The 18,667-nt window shown below is 67.9% G+C and carries 13 protein-coding genes, 2 pseudogenes and 1 riboswitch; of the genes and pseudogenes, 7 read left to right on the forward strand and 8 right to left on the reverse strand.

From position 1 onward, the window contains the following. The first annotated feature begins 34 nt into the window (after positions 1-34). On the forward strand, positions 35-2,038 hold the full coding sequence (locus L6444_RS01560) for an acyltransferase family protein (protein ID WP_236979906.1): 2,004 nt from the start codon (positions 35-37) through the stop codon (positions 2,036-2,038). Here L6444_RS01560 and L6444_RS01565 read toward each other — a convergent pair whose 3' ends face one another. Continuing rightward, positions 2,039-2,698: an O-methyltransferase gene (locus tag L6444_RS01565; RefSeq protein ID WP_236979908.1), complete on the reverse strand. Its 660-nt coding sequence runs from the start codon at positions 2,696-2,698 to the stop codon at positions 2,039-2,041. Positions 2,699-2,759: 61 nt separating this feature from the next. Further along, a riboswitch (M-box (ykoK) riboswitch) is annotated at positions 2,760-2,933 on the forward strand. A gap of 234 nt (positions 2,934-3,167) precedes the next feature. Here L6444_RS01565 and L6444_RS01570 point away from each other — a divergent pair. Further along, on the forward strand, positions 3,168-3,347 hold the full coding sequence (locus L6444_RS01570; protein ID WP_236979909.1) for a hypothetical protein: 180 nt from the start codon (positions 3,168-3,170) through the stop codon (positions 3,345-3,347). A gap of 44 nt (positions 3,348-3,391) precedes the next feature. On the opposite strand, the gene L6444_RS01575 is transcribed toward L6444_RS01570, so the two are convergent. The 3 genes and pseudogenes from L6444_RS01575 to oxc all read right to left on the reverse strand — a co-directional run bounded on the left by L6444_RS01575 (position 3,392) and on the right by oxc (position 7,147). Beyond that, on the reverse strand, positions 3,392-4,327 hold the full coding sequence (locus L6444_RS01575) for an NADP-dependent oxidoreductase (protein ID WP_236979911.1): 936 nt from the start codon (positions 4,325-4,327) through the stop codon (positions 3,392-3,394). A gap of 109 nt (positions 4,328-4,436) precedes the next feature. Then, positions 4,437-5,194, reverse strand: a pseudogene (locus L6444_RS01585) (L,D-transpeptidase). 240 nt (positions 5,195-5,434) lie between these two features. Further along, on the reverse strand, positions 5,435-7,147 hold the full coding sequence (gene oxc, locus L6444_RS01590; RefSeq protein ID WP_236979913.1) for an oxalyl-CoA decarboxylase: 1,713 nt from the start codon (positions 7,145-7,147) through the stop codon (positions 5,435-5,437). A 114-nt stretch (positions 7,148-7,261) separates the two neighbouring features. Here oxc and L6444_RS01595 point away from each other — a divergent pair, with 114 nt between their 5' ends. Continuing rightward, on the forward strand, positions 7,262-8,803 hold the full coding sequence (locus tag L6444_RS01595; RefSeq protein ID WP_236979915.1) for a FadD7 family fatty acid--CoA ligase: 1,542 nt from the start codon (positions 7,262-7,264) through the stop codon (positions 8,801-8,803). Here the strand turns inward: L6444_RS01595 and L6444_RS01600 are convergent. From L6444_RS01600 to L6444_RS01610, 3 genes are all read right to left on the reverse strand, one after another. Next, complete coding sequence (locus L6444_RS01600; protein ID WP_236979917.1) at positions 8,765-9,271, reverse strand: DUF2231 domain-containing protein; 507 nt, start codon at positions 9,269-9,271, stop codon at positions 8,765-8,767. The genes L6444_RS01595 and L6444_RS01600 overlap by 39 nt on opposite strands. Before the next feature lie 11 nt (positions 9,272-9,282). Beyond that, the gene (locus L6444_RS01605; RefSeq protein WP_236979919.1) at positions 9,283-11,439 is read right to left on the reverse strand and encodes an elongation factor G-like protein EF-G2; all 2,157 of its coding nucleotides are present in this window, start codon (positions 11,437-11,439) and stop codon (positions 9,283-9,285) included. A gap of 128 nt (positions 11,440-11,567) precedes the next feature. Continuing rightward, on the reverse strand, positions 11,568-11,975 hold the full coding sequence (locus tag L6444_RS01610; protein ID WP_236979921.1) for a TIGR03668 family PPOX class F420-dependent oxidoreductase: 408 nt from the start codon (positions 11,973-11,975) through the stop codon (positions 11,568-11,570). A gap of 264 nt (positions 11,976-12,239) precedes the next feature. Between L6444_RS01610 and L6444_RS01615 the strand changes: the two genes are divergently transcribed. The 4 genes and pseudogenes from L6444_RS01615 to L6444_RS01630 all read left to right on the forward strand — a co-directional run bounded on the left by L6444_RS01615 (position 12,240) and on the right by L6444_RS01630 (position 17,393). Next, positions 12,240-13,286, forward strand: a complete 1,047-nt coding sequence (locus L6444_RS01615) for a S1C family serine protease (RefSeq protein WP_236979923.1) — start codon at positions 12,240-12,242, stop codon at positions 13,284-13,286. A 122-nt stretch (positions 13,287-13,408) separates the two neighbouring features. Beyond that, the gene (treS, locus tag L6444_RS01620) at positions 13,409-15,202 is read left to right on the forward strand and encodes a maltose alpha-D-glucosyltransferase (RefSeq protein ID WP_236979925.1); all 1,794 of its coding nucleotides are present in this window, start codon (positions 13,409-13,411) and stop codon (positions 15,200-15,202) included. A 59-nt stretch (positions 15,203-15,261) separates the two neighbouring features. Continuing rightward, positions 15,262-16,665, forward strand: coding sequence for a maltokinase N-terminal cap-like domain-containing protein (locus tag L6444_RS01625; protein WP_236984574.1), 1,404 nt, complete (start codon positions 15,262-15,264; stop codon positions 16,663-16,665). Positions 16,666-16,711: 46 nt separating this feature from the next. Further along, positions 16,712-17,393 (forward strand): annotated as a pseudogene (locus tag L6444_RS01630) (YoaK family protein). A 71-nt stretch (positions 17,394-17,464) separates the two neighbouring features. Here L6444_RS01630 and ag85C read toward each other — a convergent pair. Then, entirely contained in the window at positions 17,465-18,529 is a 1,065-nt protein-coding gene (ag85C, locus tag L6444_RS01635) for an esterase family protein (RefSeq protein WP_236979927.1), read from the reverse strand. Positions 18,530-18,667: the final 138 nt, after the last annotated feature.

Here is an 18,667-nt window from a genome sequence, read left to right on the forward strand (position 1 = left end):
CAAACAATCCGCACCGGCGTCTCGCCGTCGCTGGGTGGCCCCGGTTCCCCGTACTCGTCGGCGCGCGGTCTGGGACAGCTCGGAGCGGCAGGGTATTCCCGCCCTGGACGGCCTGCGGGCCGTCGCGGTGGCGCTGGTGCTGGTCGGGCACGGCGGCATCCCCGGCGTCGCAGGTGGATTCATCGGCGTCGACATTTTTTTCGTGCTCAGCGGTTTCCTGATCACCTCGCTGCTGCTCGACGAACTCGGGCGCAGCGGACGAATCGACCTGACGGGCTTCTGGATTCGCCGCGCCCGCCGCCTATTGCCGGCCCTGCTGTTGATGGTGCTCGCCGTCGCCGCGGCCCGCGAAGTTCTGCCCTATCAGGCGCTCAACGGGTTGCGGGGGGACGCGATCGCCGCCTTCTGCTGGGTAGCCAACTGGCGGTTCGTTGCGCAGAAGACCGATTACTTCACCCAGGGTGCGCCCTCACCGCTGCAACACACCTGGTCGCTCGGGGTGGAAGAGCAGTACTACATCGTGTGGCCGCTGCTGCTGATCGCGGTGACGCTGCTGCTGGCCGCACGGGCGCGGCGATACTTCGGCAAGACCACGGTGGGCCACGTCCGGTTCAGCGCCTTTGTGATCGCGACCCTCGGCGCGCTGGCGTCGGCGGCGGCCGCCGCCGTCTTCACCTCCGACGCGACCCGCGATCGCATCTACTTCGGCACCGACACGCGAGCGCAGGCGCTGTTGGTCGGGGCGGCGGCTGCGGCGCTGATGGTTCGGGATTGGCCGGCGCTCAATCGCGGCTGGTGCCTGATCCGCAGCCGGTGGGGACGGCGGATCGCCCGAGGGTTACCGATCCTGGGGCTGGCCGCGCTGGCGGCGATCACCCACTACGCATCGGGCAGCGCCGGGGAGTTCCGGCACGGTCTGCTGATCGCGGTTGCCGTCGCGGCCGTCCTGGTGGTCGCGCCGGTGGCGATCGAGCAGCGCGGCGCGGTGGCCCGGCTGCTGGCGTGGCGCCCGCTGGTCTGGCTGGGCACCATCTCGTATGGCGTATATCTGTGGCACTGGCCGATCTTCATGGTGCTCAACGGCGAACGCACCGGCTGGTCGGGGCCGGGACTGTTCGCTGTCCGCTGTGCCGCCACGATCGCGGTGGCCGGTGTCTCGTTCTGGGCGATCGAACAACCCATTCGGCGCTGGCGGCCCGAGCGGGTGCCGCTGTTGCCGTTGGCGGCCGCGACGGTGGCCAGTGCGGCGGCGGCGACCATTCTGGTGATCCCGGTGGGGACCGGCCTGCGCGAGGTCGGCCTGCCGCCCGGGGTGTCCGCGGTCGCGGCGGTGTCGCCGTCGCCGCCGGAGACCCAGGTTCCCGCGCCGGGTCCGCGAGATCCGAATCAGCCGTTCACCGTTTCGGTGTTCGGAGATTCGATCGGCTGGACGATGATGCACTACCTGCCGGCCACCCCGGGCTTCCGGTTCCTCGACCACACCGTCATCGGATGCAGCCTGGTGCGCGGTACTCCGTACAGCTACATCGGCCAGACGCTGGAGCAGCGCGCGGAATGCGACACCTGGCCGAGTCGGTGGGCGGCGCAGATCAGCCGGGACCGTCCGGACGTCGCGCTGCTGGTCATCGGCCGCTGGGAGACCGTCGACCGGGTCAACGAGGGCAAGTGGACGCACATCGGCGACCCGACGTTCGACGGGTATCTCAACTTCGAGCTGAACCGGGCCCTGGACATCGTCGGCTCCACCGGTGTCCGGGTGCTGGTCGCCACCGTCCCGTACAGCCGGGGCGGTGAGAAGCCGGACGGTCGCCTCTATCCCGAGGACCAGCCGGATCGGGTCAACCAGTGGAATGCCATGCTGCGCAACGCGATTAGTCAGCGGCGCAATGTCGGGATCATCGACCTGAACAAGAAGCTGTGCCCGGACGGTGTCTACACCGCCAAGGTCGACGGCATCAAGGTGCGCAGCGACGGCGTCCATTTGACCCCGGAAGGGGTCAAATGGCTGCTGCCGTGGCTCGAGGAGTCGGTGCGCTGATCAGCTGCCGATCCAGCAGCTGAGCTCCATGCTGTCGCTGTCCCGGGCGTTGAAGTTGAAGCTCACGTAGCCGTTCGCCGGGTCGCGAACGTAATCGAGGTAGGGCGCCATGTCCGAGGCGCTGGCATTGTCGGCGACCACCAGCGCGCTTTCGGACAGTCGCGGTTGGAGCAGCTTGATCACCGGAAGGTACAGGTCTTTCCACCCGTCCAGCAGCACGAAATCGACCGGCCCGTCCGAAGTCTTGAGCGTGTCCAGCGCATCGCCTTCCAAAATCGTTATCACGTCGGCTAATCCGGTGTCGGCGAAGGTCCGTTTGGCGGCGGCGATCTTGGTGTCGCTGAGCTCGGTGGTGATCACCTGACCAGAGCCGTTGTCGCGCACCGCAGCCGCCAGATGGATCGCGGAAATGCCGAAGGACATGCCGAATTCGACGACCGTCGCGGGCCGGGTCGCGCGTACCAGCGAGTAGAGCAGCCGGCCGGCGTCGGCAGTCACCGGGATGTAGAACTCACTCATCGCCTCGGTGCGTTCGGCGGCCGTCATCGGCCGGTCGAACTGACCGCGTCGGTCCCGCAACAGCGACATCTGATCCCTGGCGGCGGCGTACATCTTGTCCAGCGTGGAGGCGACCCTAGGGTCTTGCAGAGTGTTGGCCATACCCGCGAGCGTAAGCCTCCGGTTTGACGTGCCCGGATGACGGTGCCACCATGGGTGGTTGCAAGCACCTCGGTAGGTGAGGCGTCTGCGCGGATACAGGCCACTGACCCCGAACGTCGAGAGACGCCCCGGGTCAGGACAGCTCTTCCCGGCTCAAGGGTTGAGCCCAAGTGGCTTCCGGTCGACCAACCGGATACGCCGTGCAGTGCCAAAGCTCCGACGAGAGGGGTGCGGCTCGGCGGCTTTCCGTTTGCCGGGCTGACTCCCCGCTCGTTCAGGTGGATGTGGTGACACCCGCGCGTGTCCTGGCTGCGAGGAGGTGAGGACGAGATGAGTCCCTGCGATAGTCCGATTCACAAATCCGTCTTGTCCCGACCCGGCTCCGGCTTTCCTGCTGCCTGAGTTGGTTGCCGCGCAACCGCTTTCCGCTGCTGCGGCTGGTCGGGTTCTGCACGCAAGGAGTAGACCGATGACCACGATGACCACTACCCAGATGTCCGTTGCGATCGCTCCGCGGGTTCTTCCGCTGCCTCGGCGGTCGGTGCGGCGGCGGCTGACCGACAGCCTGCACGCCGCGCTGAACATGACCGCGCAGCAGCGGGCCGACGCTTACGTGGCGCGGATGCCGATCTCGGTGATCGCAAAATAGGGGCTGCGGTGGCGGGTCGCCGATCCGGCGCCCGCCACCCACCGCTACGAACTCGTCGGCAGCAGCACGATTTTGCCGTGGGTGTGTCGCTGCTCGAGCACCTCGTAAGCATCCGCGACCCGGTCGAGCGGGAAGGTGGCCGCGATGTCGAAGTCGACGGCACCGCTGACCACCAGATTGGCGATCTCGGTGAGCACCGCGGGCGTCGACGCTTCGGCGCTGCCTTCGGTCTTTGCCCCGACTTCGGTGGCTTTCTGCATGGCGATGATGGTGTCGATCCGCTCGGGCGCGACGCCGAGATCCACTGCCAGCTGAACGTATTCGGGTCCGAACAGGTCGATGAACGCATCGATCCCATCGGGCGCAGCCGCCCGCAGTCGCCCGGCCAGCCCGTCGCCGTAGGCGACGGGCGTGACACCATGCGCCCGAAGCCAATCCGCGTTGCCGGGACCCGCGATGCCGAGCACCCGCGCGCCGTGCCGGACCAACAGTTGCACCACGATGCTGCCGACCCCGCCCGCGGCCGCCGAAACCGCCACCGTCTCACCGGGTTGCGCCGCCACGGCGCGGACCGCCGCGTAGGCCGCCGCACCGACGACGTACAGCGATCCCGCGACCGGCCAGCTCATTGCGGCCGGTTTGCGAATCAACTGCCCCACCGGCACGGCCGTATGGGTCGCGTGACTGGACCGTTGCCAGCTGAAGCCCAGAACCTCGTCACCGACCGAGAATTCAGTGACGCCGGTGCCGACGGCGGTGACCACTCCAGCCAGGTCGCTGCCCTCGCCGGACGGAAAGGCCGCCGGGAACATCTCGTGCAGCGCGCCGGAACGGATCGCGGCCTCGCCGGGATTGATTCCGGCGGCGCGGACTTCGACCACGACTTCGCCGGGAGCGGGGGAGGGCATCGGGATCTCGGCGATATACAACACCTCGCGGCCGCCGTAACGGTCGAACCGTACCGCCCTGGCTGTCGTCATGGTGGCCTCCCCCTTCGAGTCCCGGCCCGCGGATGTAACGCCACCGCGAAGATCAGCGCTCCCACCCACCGCCCGCTTACCTTCGCGGACAACAGAATTGAGCGGAGACTCAGGCCACCACGTCGATCGGGTCACCGATGCTGACCATGTTGAAGTACCACGCCGCATTGTCCGGGCTCAGGTTGATGCAGCCGTGGCTGACATTGGCGTAGCCCTGCGAATTCACCGACCAGGGTGCGGAGTGTGTACGTACACCCCGCTCCCGGTGACACGGACGGCGTACTGCGCCGTGATCAGATAGCCGTCGGAGGAGTTGAGCGGGATGCCGATGGTGCGGGAGTCCATCACGACGGTGCGCTCCTTGGACATCGCATTGAAGTTACCGATCGGAGTCGGGCGGCTGGGCTTGCCCATCGACGCCGGCATGGTGCGCAGCACCTCGCCGTTGCGGCTCACGGTGAAGGTGTGCGCCGAGATGCTGGCGACACCCAGCAACTCGTCGCCGGTCTCGTAGCCCTCCGTCAACTCCTGGACACCCACCGAGATGTGTGTGTGAGCCGGCCAGTACCGGTCCGGAATCCACTGCACGGCATTGCCGTCCAGCCACTGAAAGTGACCGGTCATGTTACTCGGGGAACTGACCCGGATGGCGCGCTCGGCGGCGCGGCGGTCGATCACCGGCGCGCTGAAGGTCACCTGCACCGGGGTCGCGACGCCGACCACGGCACCCTGGCCGGGAAACACCGAGGCCACCGCGGGAAGCGGATGCGGTACCGGCACGGCACCGCTGGCGGGGCTGCCGGACGTGGCCACGGCCATCGTCGCGCTGGCGGCCAGAACGAAAAGACAACGAACCGCTCGACGCATTGGTCTTCACCCCTCGGGACGGTGCTGGTGGCAGTGCATAAACCCAATTGCCCATCCTAGTGGTTATCCGTCCGGAAAAGGTCTTGAATAGCGTCCTAGCAAACTTTTCGCGCTGAGCGAAGACGCCCTCGGCAATGGCCGGGTGCCACGGCCGTCCGCTGGCAGAGCGACGCGCCCAGCCCGCCGCCTGGCAAAGGATCAGGTCAGCTCGCCCCCGACGACTTCGTCGACACCGCGGCGCTAGCGGGTGGCCGCGCTGACGGGGTTCAGGCTGCCCAGGTGCCCACTTTCCACCCCCGCCGCCGGGTCTAGGGCGCAGTCGATGAGGCCGGGTCCGTTGGACGCCAGCGCCTCGGTCAACGCCGCTTCCAGTTCGGCCGGCGTGGTCGCGTGATATCCCTTGCCGCCGAAGGCTTCCGCCAGCAGTTCGTGCCGCGCGCCCGCATTGAGCACGGTGGGGGCGGGGTCGGCGGGGTCGGTCTGCGACGCAGTGGTCTCGTCGCCGCGGTAGACGCCGCCGTTGTTGAGGATGACCACAGTGACGGGAAGACGGTAACGGCAGATGGTTTCGATCTCCATGCCGCTGAATCCGAACGCGCTGTCGCCTTCGATGGCCACGACGGGCCGGCCCGTTTCGACGGCGGCGGCGATCGAGTAGCCCAGGCCGATACCCATCACGCCCCACGTACCGGTGTCGAGCCGATGCCGGGGCAACTCGATGTCGACGACGTTGCGGGTCAGGTCCAGTGCGTTGGCTCCCTCGTTGACCACGTATACGTCCGGATTACGTTGCAGCACAGCGCGAATCGCGCCCAACGCATTGTAGAACCGCATCGGGTGCGGGTTTTCGGCCAGCCGTTCGCGCATCTTGGCGTCGTTGCGGGCCTTGCGTTCGGCGAGCTCGTCGGTCCAGGCGGACGAGACCGAGACGCGATGGTCGGCCAGGCCGGCCAACAGCGCCGACAGCACCGAACCGACATCGCCCGCCAGCGGGGCGGCTATCGGTTGGTTGCTGTCGAACTCCGAGGCGGCGATGTCGATCTGGATGAACTTGGTCTCCGCCGACCACTGAGGTGACTCCCCGTGTCCCAGCAGCCAATTCAGTCGAGCTCCCACCAGCAGGACGGTGTCGGCGCGGGCGATCGCCAGCGAGCGGGCGGCGGCGACCGATTGTGGATGCACATCGGGCAGCAGGCCCTTGGCCATCGACATCGGCAGAAACGGTATTCCGGTGGTTTCGACGAACTCCCGAATCACGTTGTCGGCCTGCGCGTATGCGGCGCCTTTGCCCAGCACGATGAGCGGCCGGCGGGCGGCGGCCAGTAGCTGCAGCGCGCGGTCGACCGCCTCGGGCGCGGGCAGCTGGCGGGGGTGGGGGTCGACGATGCGCCATATGGTCTTTGAGCCTTCGGCGGCGTCCATCGCCTGACCCAGCACCTCGCCCGGGATGTCGAGGTAGACCCCGCCGGGCCGGCCGGAGATCGCGGTGCGAACTGCCCGCGCGACGCCGCGGCCGATGTCCTCGACCCGGCCGATCCGGTAAGCCGCCTTGGCGAACGGCCGCGCGGCGCTGAGCTGGTCGATGTCCTGGTAGTCGCCGCGTTGCAGGTCGACCGCGGCGCGCCCGCTGGACCCGGAGAGCTGGATCATCGGAAAGCAGTTCGCGGTCGCGTTGGCCAGGGCGGGCAATCCGTTGAGGAAGCCGGGCCCGGAGGTGGTCAGGCACACTCCCGGTCGGCGGGTGAGGAAGCCCGCGGCCGCGGCGGCGTTGCCGGCCGACGCCTCGTGCCGGAAACCGATATAACGGATCCCCGCGGCCTGAGCGGTGCGCGCCAAATCGGTGATCGGGATGCCGACCAATCCGTAGATGGTGTCGACGTCGTTGGCTTGCAGCGCGTCCACCACGAGGTGAAAACCGTCGGTCTGGCCGGGAGTCGCAGAGTCGGTGGTCATGCCCATCACTGTGGTCTAACCGACCCGCCGGTGTCCAAGTGCGGATCACCGACCATATTGGACAGCGGGTGTCGGCCCCCGGCAGTGTTGCCCTACACGCAGAAGGAGGGCGCAGTGACATCGCCACACACATCCACGCTCGTCGACCTGATCGGAGCCCAGGCCGACCGCGCGCCCGAGGCGCCGGCGCTGGTGGTCACCGCCGACCGGATCGCGATCAGCTATCGCGACCTGATCAGCCTGGTCGGCGACCTGGCCGCGCAGTTGCGGCAGGCCGGTCTGGCGCCCGGCGACCGGGTGGGGTTGCGCTGCGGCAGCAACGCCGAGTTCGTCGTGGCGTTGTTGGGGGCGTTGCGGGCAGGGCTGATCGTGGTCCCGCTGGACCCCGCCCTGCCGGTGGGCGACCAACGTGCCCGCAGCGAGGCCGCGGGGGCGCGGGTGGTGCTGGTGGACACCCGCCCGGATGACGCGAGCGAGCCGGCGGTGCGGTGGTGGCCGGTCACCGTGACCGTCGCCCCGGACGCCGGGGCGCACCGGGTCCGCCTGGACGCGACCGGCGAACCGAACCCGACCGGCTCCGCGCCCGAGGGCCTGCTCCCCGACGACGCGATGATCATGTTCACCGGCGGTACCACCGGGCTGCCCAAGATGGTCCCCTGGACGCACGACAACCTCGTCACCTCGGTGCAGGCCATCGTCGCGGGGTATCAGCTCGGTCCGCGGGATGCGACGGTTGCGGTGATGCCGCTGTATCACGGCCACGGTTTGGTCGCCGCGTTGTTCTCGACGCTGGCGTCGGGCGGCACGGTGTTGTTGCCGGCGCGGGGAAAGTTCTCGGCGCACACGTTCTGGGACGACGTCGACGCGGTCGGTGCGACCTGGTACACCGCCGTACCGACCATCCATCAGATCCTGCTCGAGCGCGCGAGTGCCGAGAAGTCTGGAAGCAGCAGGGCCGCAATGCGTTTCATCCGCAGTTGCAGTGCGCCGCTCACCCCGGAGACGGCCCAGGCGCTGCACGACAGGTTCTCCGCGCAGGTGGTGTGTGCCTTCGGGATGACCGAGTCCACCCACCAGGTCGCCACGACCTTGCCCGATCGTCAGGAAAACCCCGCTGCGACGACCGGTCTCGTCGGCCGGTCGACCGGACCCGAGATTCGCATCGCCGGTGGCGACGGGCAACCGGTGCCGGCAGGCTCGGTCGGCGAGGTATGGCTGCGCGGGGCCACGGTGGTGCGCGGCTATCTCGGCGACCCCGAGATCACCGCGGCGAACTTCACCGACGGCTGGCTGCGCACCGGCGATCTGGGGACGCTGTCCGAAGCCGGCGAGCTGTGCATCCGGGGCCGAATCAAGGAACTCATCAACCGCGGCGGGGAAAAGATCTCGCCGGAGCGGGTCGAGGGCGTGCTGGCCACGCACCCGAACGTCATGGAAGTGGCCGTGTTCGGGGTGCCCCACCCGATGTACGGCGAAGCCGTCGCGGCGGTGTTCGTGCCCCGGGGCTCGGCGCCGAGCCCTGAGGAACTCGCCGAGTTCTGCCGGGACCGGTTGGCGCCGTTCGAGATTCCGGCCACCTTCCGGGCCGTCGACGAACTGCCGCACACCGCCAAGGGGTCACTGGATCGCCGCGCGGTGGCGCGGCAGTTCGGTTGACCCGGCGCCGGCCGTGACGCTGCCCCAGGCGGCCCCCGCGCCCGAGTCGCCGACCCGGTAGGTCTGCACCAGAGTGCCGACCGCGGCAAGCACCACCAACACCGTGATCGCAATGCGCACAGCAGGTTTCACAGCTCGGTCGCGGGCCAGGCGCAACTGCACCACGGCCAGTGCGGTCATGGTGACAGCTAGCGCGCCAACGAAGTAGACCAGAGTCTCGCCGAGTTCGGCGTGCCGGTCGACGGCCGGGGAGGCACCCACCTTGCCGGCCAGCCACTCACCGGAGTTGGTCGTCAGCGGCGTGACGACGAGGGTGATCACCGCCAGCACCAGGGTCAGCCAGATGAACCGCTGCCGCGCCGCCGACCAGACCGCGCACAGGATCGCCAGTATCGCCGCCAGCGGCCCCAGCACCACCACCAGGTGGTTGAGCAGGATGTGGGCCGGGAGTCCGTTGACGGTCGACATGCGTAGGCAGGTTACGCGCTGGCCTTCACCCTGGCCGCGGCCGATTCGGGCATCGGTTCGTAGCGGGCGAACGAGCGGGTGAACGACGCGGCCCCGTGCGCCAGCGAACGCAGGTCGATGGCATACCGGGTCAATTCCACCTGCGGCACTTCGGCATTGATCAGGGTGCGGTCGCCACCGGCGGTCTCGGTGCCCAGCACCCGGCCGCGGCGCCCGGAGAGATCGCCCATCACCGCGCCGACGAAGTCGTCGGGCACCAGCACCGAGATCACGTCGATCGGTTCGAGCAGGACGACCTTCGTCGCGGCCGCCGCCTCGCGCAGCGCCAGCGAACCGGCCATCTGGAACGCGAAGTCGGAGGAGTCGACGCTGTGCGCCTTGCCGTCGAGCAGGGTGACCCGGATGTCGACCATCGGGTAGCCCGCGTGGACACCCTTTTCCATCTGAGCGCGGACGCCTTTTTCCGCGCTGGGGATGAACTGGCGCGGCACCGCGCCCCCGACCACCTTGTCCACAAACTCGAACCCCGACCCTTCCGGCAGCGGTTCCACTTCGATGTCGCACACCGCGTACTGGCCGTGACCGCCGGACTGCTTGACATGACGACCGTGGCCTTTAGCCTTGCCGCCCAGCGTTTCTCGCAGCGGCACCCGCAGCTCGACGGTGTCCACGGCGACGCCGTACCGGTTGGCCAGTGCGTCGAGCACCACCCCGGCGTGCGCCTCCCCCATGCACCACAGCACCACCTGGTGGGTCTCGGGGTTCTGCTCGATGCGCAACGTCGGGTCTTCGGCGGCCAACCGGCCGAGTCCGACCGAGAGCTTGTCCTCGTCGGTCTTGGCGTGCGCCTCGATGGCGATGGGCAGCAACGGTTCCGGCATGGTCCAAGGCTTGAGCACCAACGGTTCGGACTTGTCCGACAGGGTGTCGCCGGTTTCGGCGCGGCTGAGCTTGCCGATGGCGCAGATGTCGCCGGCCACCACGCTGGCGGCCGGGCGCTGTTGCTTGCCCAGCGGGAAGGACAGCACGCCGATGCGTTCGTCCTCGTCGTGGTCGGGGTGGATGTTGCCATGTTCCTGCGACGTGCCGTTGCTGCCGAAGAACGACGAGAAATGGCCCGACACATGGACGGTCGCGTCCGGCTTGATCGTCCCGGAGAACACCCGCACCAGGCTGATCCGGCCGACGTAGGGATCAGAGGTCGTCTTGACCACTTCGGCGAGCAACGGCGCCTCGGTGTCGCAGGTCAACTCGTCGTGCGCGGCGCCCTGCGGGGTGAACACCTCCGGCAACGGGTGCTCGCGCGGCGACGGGAAGCCCCGGGTGGCGACCTCGAGCAGTTCCTGAGTTCCGACGCCGGTGCTGCTGCACACGGGGATCACCGGGAAGAACGACCCCCGCGCGATGGCCTTCTCCAAGTCTTCGATGAGCACCGACTCGTCGATCGCCTCGCCGCCCAGATAACGCTCCATCAACGACTCGTCCTCGGACTCCTCGATGATTCCCTCGATCAGGCTGCCGCGGGCTTCCTCGATCCGGTCGGCCTCGGCCGGGTCCGGCGACGACTCGGTCCGCTTGCCGTCGGCGTAGCTGTACTGCGTTTGCGACAACAACCCGATCAACCCGTTCGAGGTCGGCAGGTATAGGGGTAAAACCTTGTCGCCGAACGCATTCTGCGCCGCTTCGAGTGCCTCGGCGTAGTTGGCGCGGGCATGGTCGAGCTTGGTGATCACCACCGCACGCGGCATCCCGACCTGGCTGCACTCCTGCCACAGCGACTTGGTGGGTTCGTCGACCCCCTCGTTGGCGGCGATGACGAATAGGGCGCAGTCCGCGGCGCGCAACCCGGCCCGCAGCTCGCCGACGAAATCCGCGTAGCCGGGGGTGTCGACCAGGTTGACTTTGACGCCGTCGTGCAGCAGCGACGCCACCGCGACGCCGACCGAGCGTTGCTGGCGGATCTCCGCCTCGTCGAAGTCGCAAACGGTGCTGCCGTCGGTGACCGAGCCTGGCCGCGACAGCACCCCACCCGTTACCAGCAGCGCCTCGACCAGGGTGGTCTTGCCGCCCCCCGAGGGCCCGACCAGAACCACGTTGCGAATGCCGTCCGGGCCGGTGGCGGTGGGAGCCGCGCCCGCGCCCTGGCTAGCACTCACTCTGTCGGCCATGACGTTCCTCCAGTTCTTCCGTGGGCTGTCACCGGCTCGGCGGATGTGGCGTGTGATCCAGCCCACAGGACGCAGTGCCAACTTTTCCCCCAACCGACGCCCAACACAAGGCCCGGGCGCGGGCGGCCTCAGGCATGCCAGCCGGACCAGCGCTGCACGGCGATGGCGATCACCGGGCCGTTAAGCGAAACAGATTGGTACTGAGGATATTTGGCGCGCAGCAGACTGCGCCCGGTGTGTAGTGCGTCGCCGTCTCGCAGCACGACGGCGGTACCGTCGGCGCGGACCCACCACAACCGGGTCCAGTCGTCCTCGTAGTGGTCGACGAGCAAGCTGACCGACGGGTTGTGCTCGATGTTGGTCAGCCGGCGCAGCCGTTGAGTGGTCTTCGGCTTGCCGTCCACCGCGGTGTACAGGGTTTCGGGACCGACCGCGAAGGCCACCGGCACCAGGTGCGGCACGCCGTCGGGGCTGGCTGTAGCCAGCCGCGCGACCCAAGCCCGGGCGAACCAGACCTGCGGGTCGAATTGGTCCACGGTGCCCAGCCTAAAACCACGGCACAGCGGTGATATGGGTCACCATCGGCAACGTCCGATTAGGCCATTGCGGGGCCGGTCGGTTTAGCTTGCGCAATCGGGGAACTCAATTCCCGCCATTACGCGTTACAGCAATTGCCCGATTCGGGGCCTGACCACCGTATTAATGGGTATCTGGATTACGGTGGTGGAGGCAACGCCGCCGTCCGGACCCCATTGGGCTGGGACAATTCAGTTCGTCATCCGACGCAGGAGGTTCACGGGATGAGCAAATTGCGCCACCGTTCACTCGGGTGGTTGGTCGCCGTTCTGGCCCTGGTCGGAATGAGCCTGGCGATTCCGCCGGCTGCAGTGCAGGCCGCGCCGGTCAAGGAGCGTCCCTCGATGCCGCTCGACCCGTCGGCGATGGTTGCTCAGGTGGGCCCGCAAGTGGTCAACATCAACACCAAGTTGGGCTACAACAACGCGGTCGGCGCCGGAACGGGCATCGTCATCGATCCCAACGGCGTCGTGCTGACCAACAACCACGTGATCTCCGGTGCCACCGACATCAGCGCGTTCAGCGTCGGCGACGGCCGCACCTACGGCGTCGACGTGATCGGTTACGACCGCACCCAGGATGTGGCGTTGCTGCAGCTCCGCGGCGCCGGCGGCCTGCCCAGCGCGGCGATCGGCGGCGGCGTGGCCGTCGGCGAACCGGTGGTGGCGATGGGCAACACCGGTGGCCAGGGCGGTACACCGCGCGCGCTGGGCGGAAAGGTGATCGCCACCGGCCAAACCGTGCAGGCCTCGGACGCGTTGACCGGTGCCGCCGAGACGCTCAACGGCCTGATCCAGTTCGACGCGCCGATCCAGCCCGGTGACTCCGGCGGGCCCGTCGTCAACGGCTCCGGCCAGGTCGTCGGAATGAACACCGCGGCGACCGAGAACTTCCAGATGTCCGGCGGCGGCCAGGGCTTCGCCATCCCGATCGGCACGGCGATGAGCGTTGCCAACCAGATCCGCGGCGGCGGGGGATCGCCCACCGTGCACATCGGCCCAACGGCGTTCCTCGGCTTGGGTGTGGTCGACAACAACGGCAACGGCGCACGCGTCCAGCGGGTGGTCGGCAACGCCCCCGCGGCGTCGGTCGGCATCTCGGTCGGCGACGTGATCACCGCGCTGGACAGCACTCCGATCAACTCGGCGACCGCCATGTCCGACGCCCTCAACGGGCACCACCCCGGCGACACCGTCTCGATCAGCTTCACGTCGAAGTCGGGTGTCGCGCGCACCGAGAACGTGACGCTGGCCGAGGGACCACCGGCCTGACGTACGAGTTGCGGCAAGCCAATTCTTTTGGTACTAGCCGTGATTCGGTGTCAGATTCCGCACATGTCGGCATGCGCGATTCTTAACGAGCCGCGTCGGGTACCCGTGGCATCGTGGATTTGATGAACGAGAGAGTTGCCGTCCGGCAGGATCCCGCCCACGATCCCGCGAAGGGCAGTCACGTCGAAGGGGGTGTGGTTGAGCACCCCAACGTCGAGGACTTCGGCAACGCGGCCGCCCTGCCCGCCGACCCGACCTGGTTCAAGCACGCAGTCTTCTACGAGGTGCTGGTTCGGGCATTCTTCGACTCCAATGCCGACGGCTCCGGGGATTTGCGCGGACTGATCGACCGCCTGGACTACCTGCAGTGGCTCGGCGTCGACTGCCTTTGGCTGCCGCCGTTCTACGACTCACCGCTACGTGACGGCGGCTACGACATCCGCGACTTCTACAAGGTGCTGCCCGAGTTCGGCACCGTCGAGGATTTCGTGGCGCTGATCGACGAGGCCCACCAGCGAGGCATCCGGGTCATCACCGACCTGGTGATGAACCACACCTCGGACTCCCACCCGTGGTTCCAGGAGTCCCGGCGGGACCCGGACGGCCCCTACGGCGACTTCTACATGTGGAGCGACACCAGCGAGAAGTACACCGACGCGCGGATCATCTTCGTCGACACCGAGGAGTCGAACTGGACCTTCGACCCGGTGCGCCGCCAGTTCTACTGGCACCGGTTCTTCTCGCACCAGCCGGACCTGAACTACGACAGCCCGGCGGTGCAGGAGGCGATGATCGACGTCATCCGGTTCTGGCTCGGGCTGGGTATCGACGGGTTCCGGCTGGACGCGGTGCCCTACCTGTTTGCGCGGGAGGGAACCAACTGCGAGAACCTGCCCGAGACGCATGCCTTCCTCAAGCGGTGCCGCAAGGTGGTGGACGACGAGTTTCCCGGCCGGGTGCTGCTGGCCGAGGCCAATCAGTGGCCGGCCGACGTGGTCGAGTATTTCGGCGACCCCACCACCGGCGGCGACGAGTGCCACATGGCGTTCCACTTCCCGCTGATGCCGCGCATCTTCATGGCGGTCCGCCGGGAGTCCCGGTTCCCGATCTCGGAGATCCTGGCTCAGACACCCGATATTCCGGATATGGCGCAGTGGGGGATCTTCCTGCGCAACCACGACGAGCTGACGCTGGAGATGGTCAGCGACGAAGAACGCGACTACATGTACGCCGAGTACGCCAAGGACCCGCGGATGAAGGCCAACGTGGGCATCCGCCGCCGACTGGCGCCGCTGCTGGAGAACGACTTCAACCAGATGCGGCTGTTCAACGCGCTGCTGTTGTCGCTGCCCGGCTCGCCGGTGTTGTACTACGGCGACGAGATCGGCATGGGCGACGTCATCTGGCTCGGTGACCGCGACGGTGTCCGGACGCCGATGCAGTGGACACCGGACCGCAACGCCGGGTTCTCCACCGCCAACCCGGGCCGGCTCTACCTGCCGACCAGCCAGGACCCGGTCTACGGCTATCAGGCGGTCAACGTTGAAGCCCAGCGCGACACCTCGACGTCGCTGCTCAACTGGACCCGCACCATGCTTGCGGTGCGCCGGCGCCACGACGCGTTCGCCGTCGGGTCTTTCCACGAGCTGGGCGGGTCCAACCCCTCGGTGCTGGCCTTCGTGCGCGAGGTGGTCCGCGAGGACGACGAGAACGACGTGGTGCTGTGCGTCAACAACCTTTCTCGGTTTCCCCAGCCGATCGAGCTGAACCTGCAGCAATGGAACAACTACACACCCATCGAGCTGACCGGACACGTGGAATTCCCGCGGATCGGGCACCTGCCCTATCTGCTGACCCTGCCGGGGCACGGGTTCTACTGGTTCCAGTTGTCCGCATCCGAGGAGGAGCACCGATGACCCGCTCCGAACGCGCCGGCGACAATGCAGAGCGCAGCGATGAGGAGGAGCGGCGCCATATGACCGCCGGCGACGATGCAGAGCGCAGCGATGAGGAGGAGCGGCGCTATCTGGCCGCCGGGAAGTTGCCCTGGTCGGAGTGGCTCCCGCAGCAACGCTGGTACGCCGGGCGCAACCGGCAGCCCTCGGCCGCCGAGCCGGCGATCGTCGTGCCGCTGCGCGACGACCTGGAACTGGTGTTGCTCGATGTCGCCTACACCGACGGATCCTCCGAGGGCTACCAGATAATCGTCCGTTGGGACACCGCGCCGATCTCGGAGTTCAGCACCCTGGCCACCATCGGCGAGGTCGACCAACACACCGGTTTCGACGCGCTGTACGACGGCGCGGCGCCGCAGTTCCTGCTCTCGCTGATCGACGAATCCGCGGTACGCGCCGCCGACGGCGCCCAAATCAGGTTCATCAGGGAACCGGACGTCGAATTGCCACTGGAGGCCTATCCCCGGGTTTCCGACGCCGAGCAGAGCAACACCAGCGTGATCTTCGACCGCGCGCCCGCGGCCATTTTCAAGGTGTTCCGCCGGGTCAGCGCGGGGATCAACCCCGACATCGAGCTGAACCGGGTGCTTGGCCGCGCCGGCAACCCGCACGTGGCCCGGCTGCTGGGCAGCTACGAGATCGGGGCGCCGGGTGACTCGGCGGATGCGACCTCCCCGCTGGGCATGGTGACCGCGTTCGCCGGCAACGCCGCCGAGGGCTGGGCGATGGCCACCGCCAGCGTCCGCGATCTGTTCGCCGAGGGCGACCTGTACGCCCACGAGGTGGGTGGCGACTTCGCCGGGGAGTCCTACCGGCTCGGTGAAGCTGTGGCCTCGGTGCACGCCACCCTGGCCGAGCACCTGGGCACCTCGCAGGCCCCGTTCCCGCTGGAGCACATGCTGTCGCGACTGTCGGCGTCGGTGGCCGCGGTGCCGGAGCTGAAGGAATACGCGGCGACGGTCCGGGAGCGCCTCGGCAAACTCGCCGACGAGCAGATCACGGTGCAGCGCGTACACGGCGACCTGCACCTGGGGCAGGTGCTGCGCACCCCCGAGACCTGGATACTGATCGACTTCGAGGGCGAGCCGGGGCAACCGCTGAGCGAGCGCCGGGCGCCCGATTCGCCGATGCGCGATGTGGCCGGCGTGCTGCGGTCATTCGAGTACGCCGCGTACGGGCCGCTGGTCGATCAGGCCGCAGACAAGCAACTGGCCGCCCGGGCCCGGGAGTGGGTCGAGCGAAACCGCACCGCATTCTGCGACGGGTACGCCGCCGCCTCCGGTGTCGACCCGCGTGATTCGGCGCTGCTGCTGGGCGCCTACGAACTGGATAAGGCGGTGTACGAGACCGGCTACGAATCCCGGCACCGGCCCACCTGGCTGCCGATTCCGCTGCGCTCGATCGCCCGTCTGACGACCAGCTGACCCGCAGGATTGGCAGCCGCTCGGCAGGCTCTGGAAGCATGCTGCTGTGCAGAAGGAGATCTACGACAGCGAAGCCAGACTGTCCTGGGTGCTGGCCGCGCTGGCCGGGGTGATCGGCGCCACCGCGTTCACCCACTCCGCCGGGTTACTTCGTGACGTTCATGACCGGCAACGCCCAGCGCGCGGTGCTGGGCGTGTTCCGCGGCGACGTCTGGCTGTCGATAACCGCAGGCACGTTGCTGCTCTGCTTCCTGACCGGCGTGGTGGTCTCCTCGGTGTGTCGGCGACGGTACTGGGTGGCGCACCCGCACGGTCCGACCGTGTTGACCACGTTTTCGCTGGTATTCGCCACCGGCTTGGACATCGTGCTGGACGGCTGGGACGCAACCCTGCTCGATTTCGTGCCGATCATGTGCGTGGTGTTCGGGATCGGCGCGTTGAACACCTCGTTCGTCAAGGACGGCGAAGTGTCGGTGCCGCTGAGCTATGTGACCGGCACGCTGGTCAAGATGGGCCAGGGCATCGAACGGCACCTGGCCGGCGGAAAGATCGAGGACTGGCTGGGATATTTCCTGCTGCTCGCCAGCTTCATGCTGGGCGCGACCATCGGTGGCGCGGTCAGCCTGGTGGTCAGCGGCACCCAGATGCTGGGTGTCGCGGCCTTCGTCTGCGCGGTGACCACCTGTTACACCTACCTGCACGCCGACCGGCGCGGTCTGCTGGATTAGCTCGGGCGTCGGTTAAAAAACATCGGCAGCAGCGCTGGCCGTTGCGCTGCTGCCGATGTGGCTTGCGGGGGTTAGGTTGCCGGTTGGCCCGGCGCGCCGGGGGCAGCCGGAGCGCCGGGGGCAGCCGGCGCGGGCGGCGGGGGTGTGTTGACCGCATTGAGGACGGCCAGCATGTCGGGCTTCATCGCCATCAGCTGCTGGTTCCAGTAGTTCCAGGAGTGGGTGCCGTTGCTGGGGAACTGGAACACGCCGTTGCGCCCGCCGGTGGCGGCGTAGGTCTGCTGGAACTGCTGGTTGGTGCGCAGCGTGAGGCCCTCGAGGAACTTCGCCGGCATGTTGTCACCGCCGAGGTCGCTGGGGGTGCCGTTGCCGCAGTAGACCCAGATCCGGGTGTTGTTGGCGACCAGCCGCGGAATCTGCACCATGGGGTCGTTGCGCTTCCAGGCCGGGTCGGTGGACGGCCCCCACATGCTGTTGGCGTTGTACCCGCCCGAGTCGGTCATCGCCAGGCCGATCAGCGTCGGCCACCACCCTTCGGACGGGTTCAGGAAGCCCGACAGCGACGCGGCGTAGGGGAACATCTGCGGGTAGTAGGCCGCCAGGATCAGCGCCGAACCGCCCGACATGGAAAGGCCGACGGCCGCGTTGCCGGCCGGTGAGACGCCCTTGTTGGCCTGCAGCCAGGCCGGCATCTCCCGGGTCAGGAAGGTCTCCCACTTGTAGGTGTACCCCTGGCCGTTGCCCTGCGAGGGCTGGTACCAGTCGCTGTAGAAGCTGGACTGGCCGCCCACGGGCATGATCACCGACAGCCCGGAACCGTAGAACTCCTCGAACGCGGGGGTGTTGATGTCCCAGCCGCTGTAGTCGTCCTGGGCGCGCAGGCCGTCGAGCAGGTAGACGGCGTGCGCGCCGCCGCCCTGGAACTGGACCTTGATGTTGCGGCCCATCGACGGTGACGGGATCTGCAGGCTTTCGACCGGCAGGCCCGGCCGGGAGAACGCACTCGCGGGGCTTGTTGCGCCGACCGCGCCGACGAGACCGGCCAGCAAGGCAGCACCCACGGCCGCGATCGTCAGCCTGCGGGGCATGGTTTCGGCGGCGCCACGCAGCTTTCGCATCTCTTTCAAGAACGACATCGCTCCCTACCCATCCCGTAAATTTCGTCTGCCGCTCGGTGCGGTCGAATCTGTTCTGGGCGAGTGAAACACAGTTGGCAGACACAGTCCGGCTGTCGCGGCCGTACCGCCATGTCGCGGTTGGCTAACGATTAGGAA

The sequence above is a fragment of the Mycobacterium kiyosense genome (genome assembly GCA_021654635.1).
Classification (GTDB): Bacteria; Actinomycetota; Actinomycetes; order Mycobacteriales; family Mycobacteriaceae; genus Mycobacterium; species Mycobacterium kiyosense.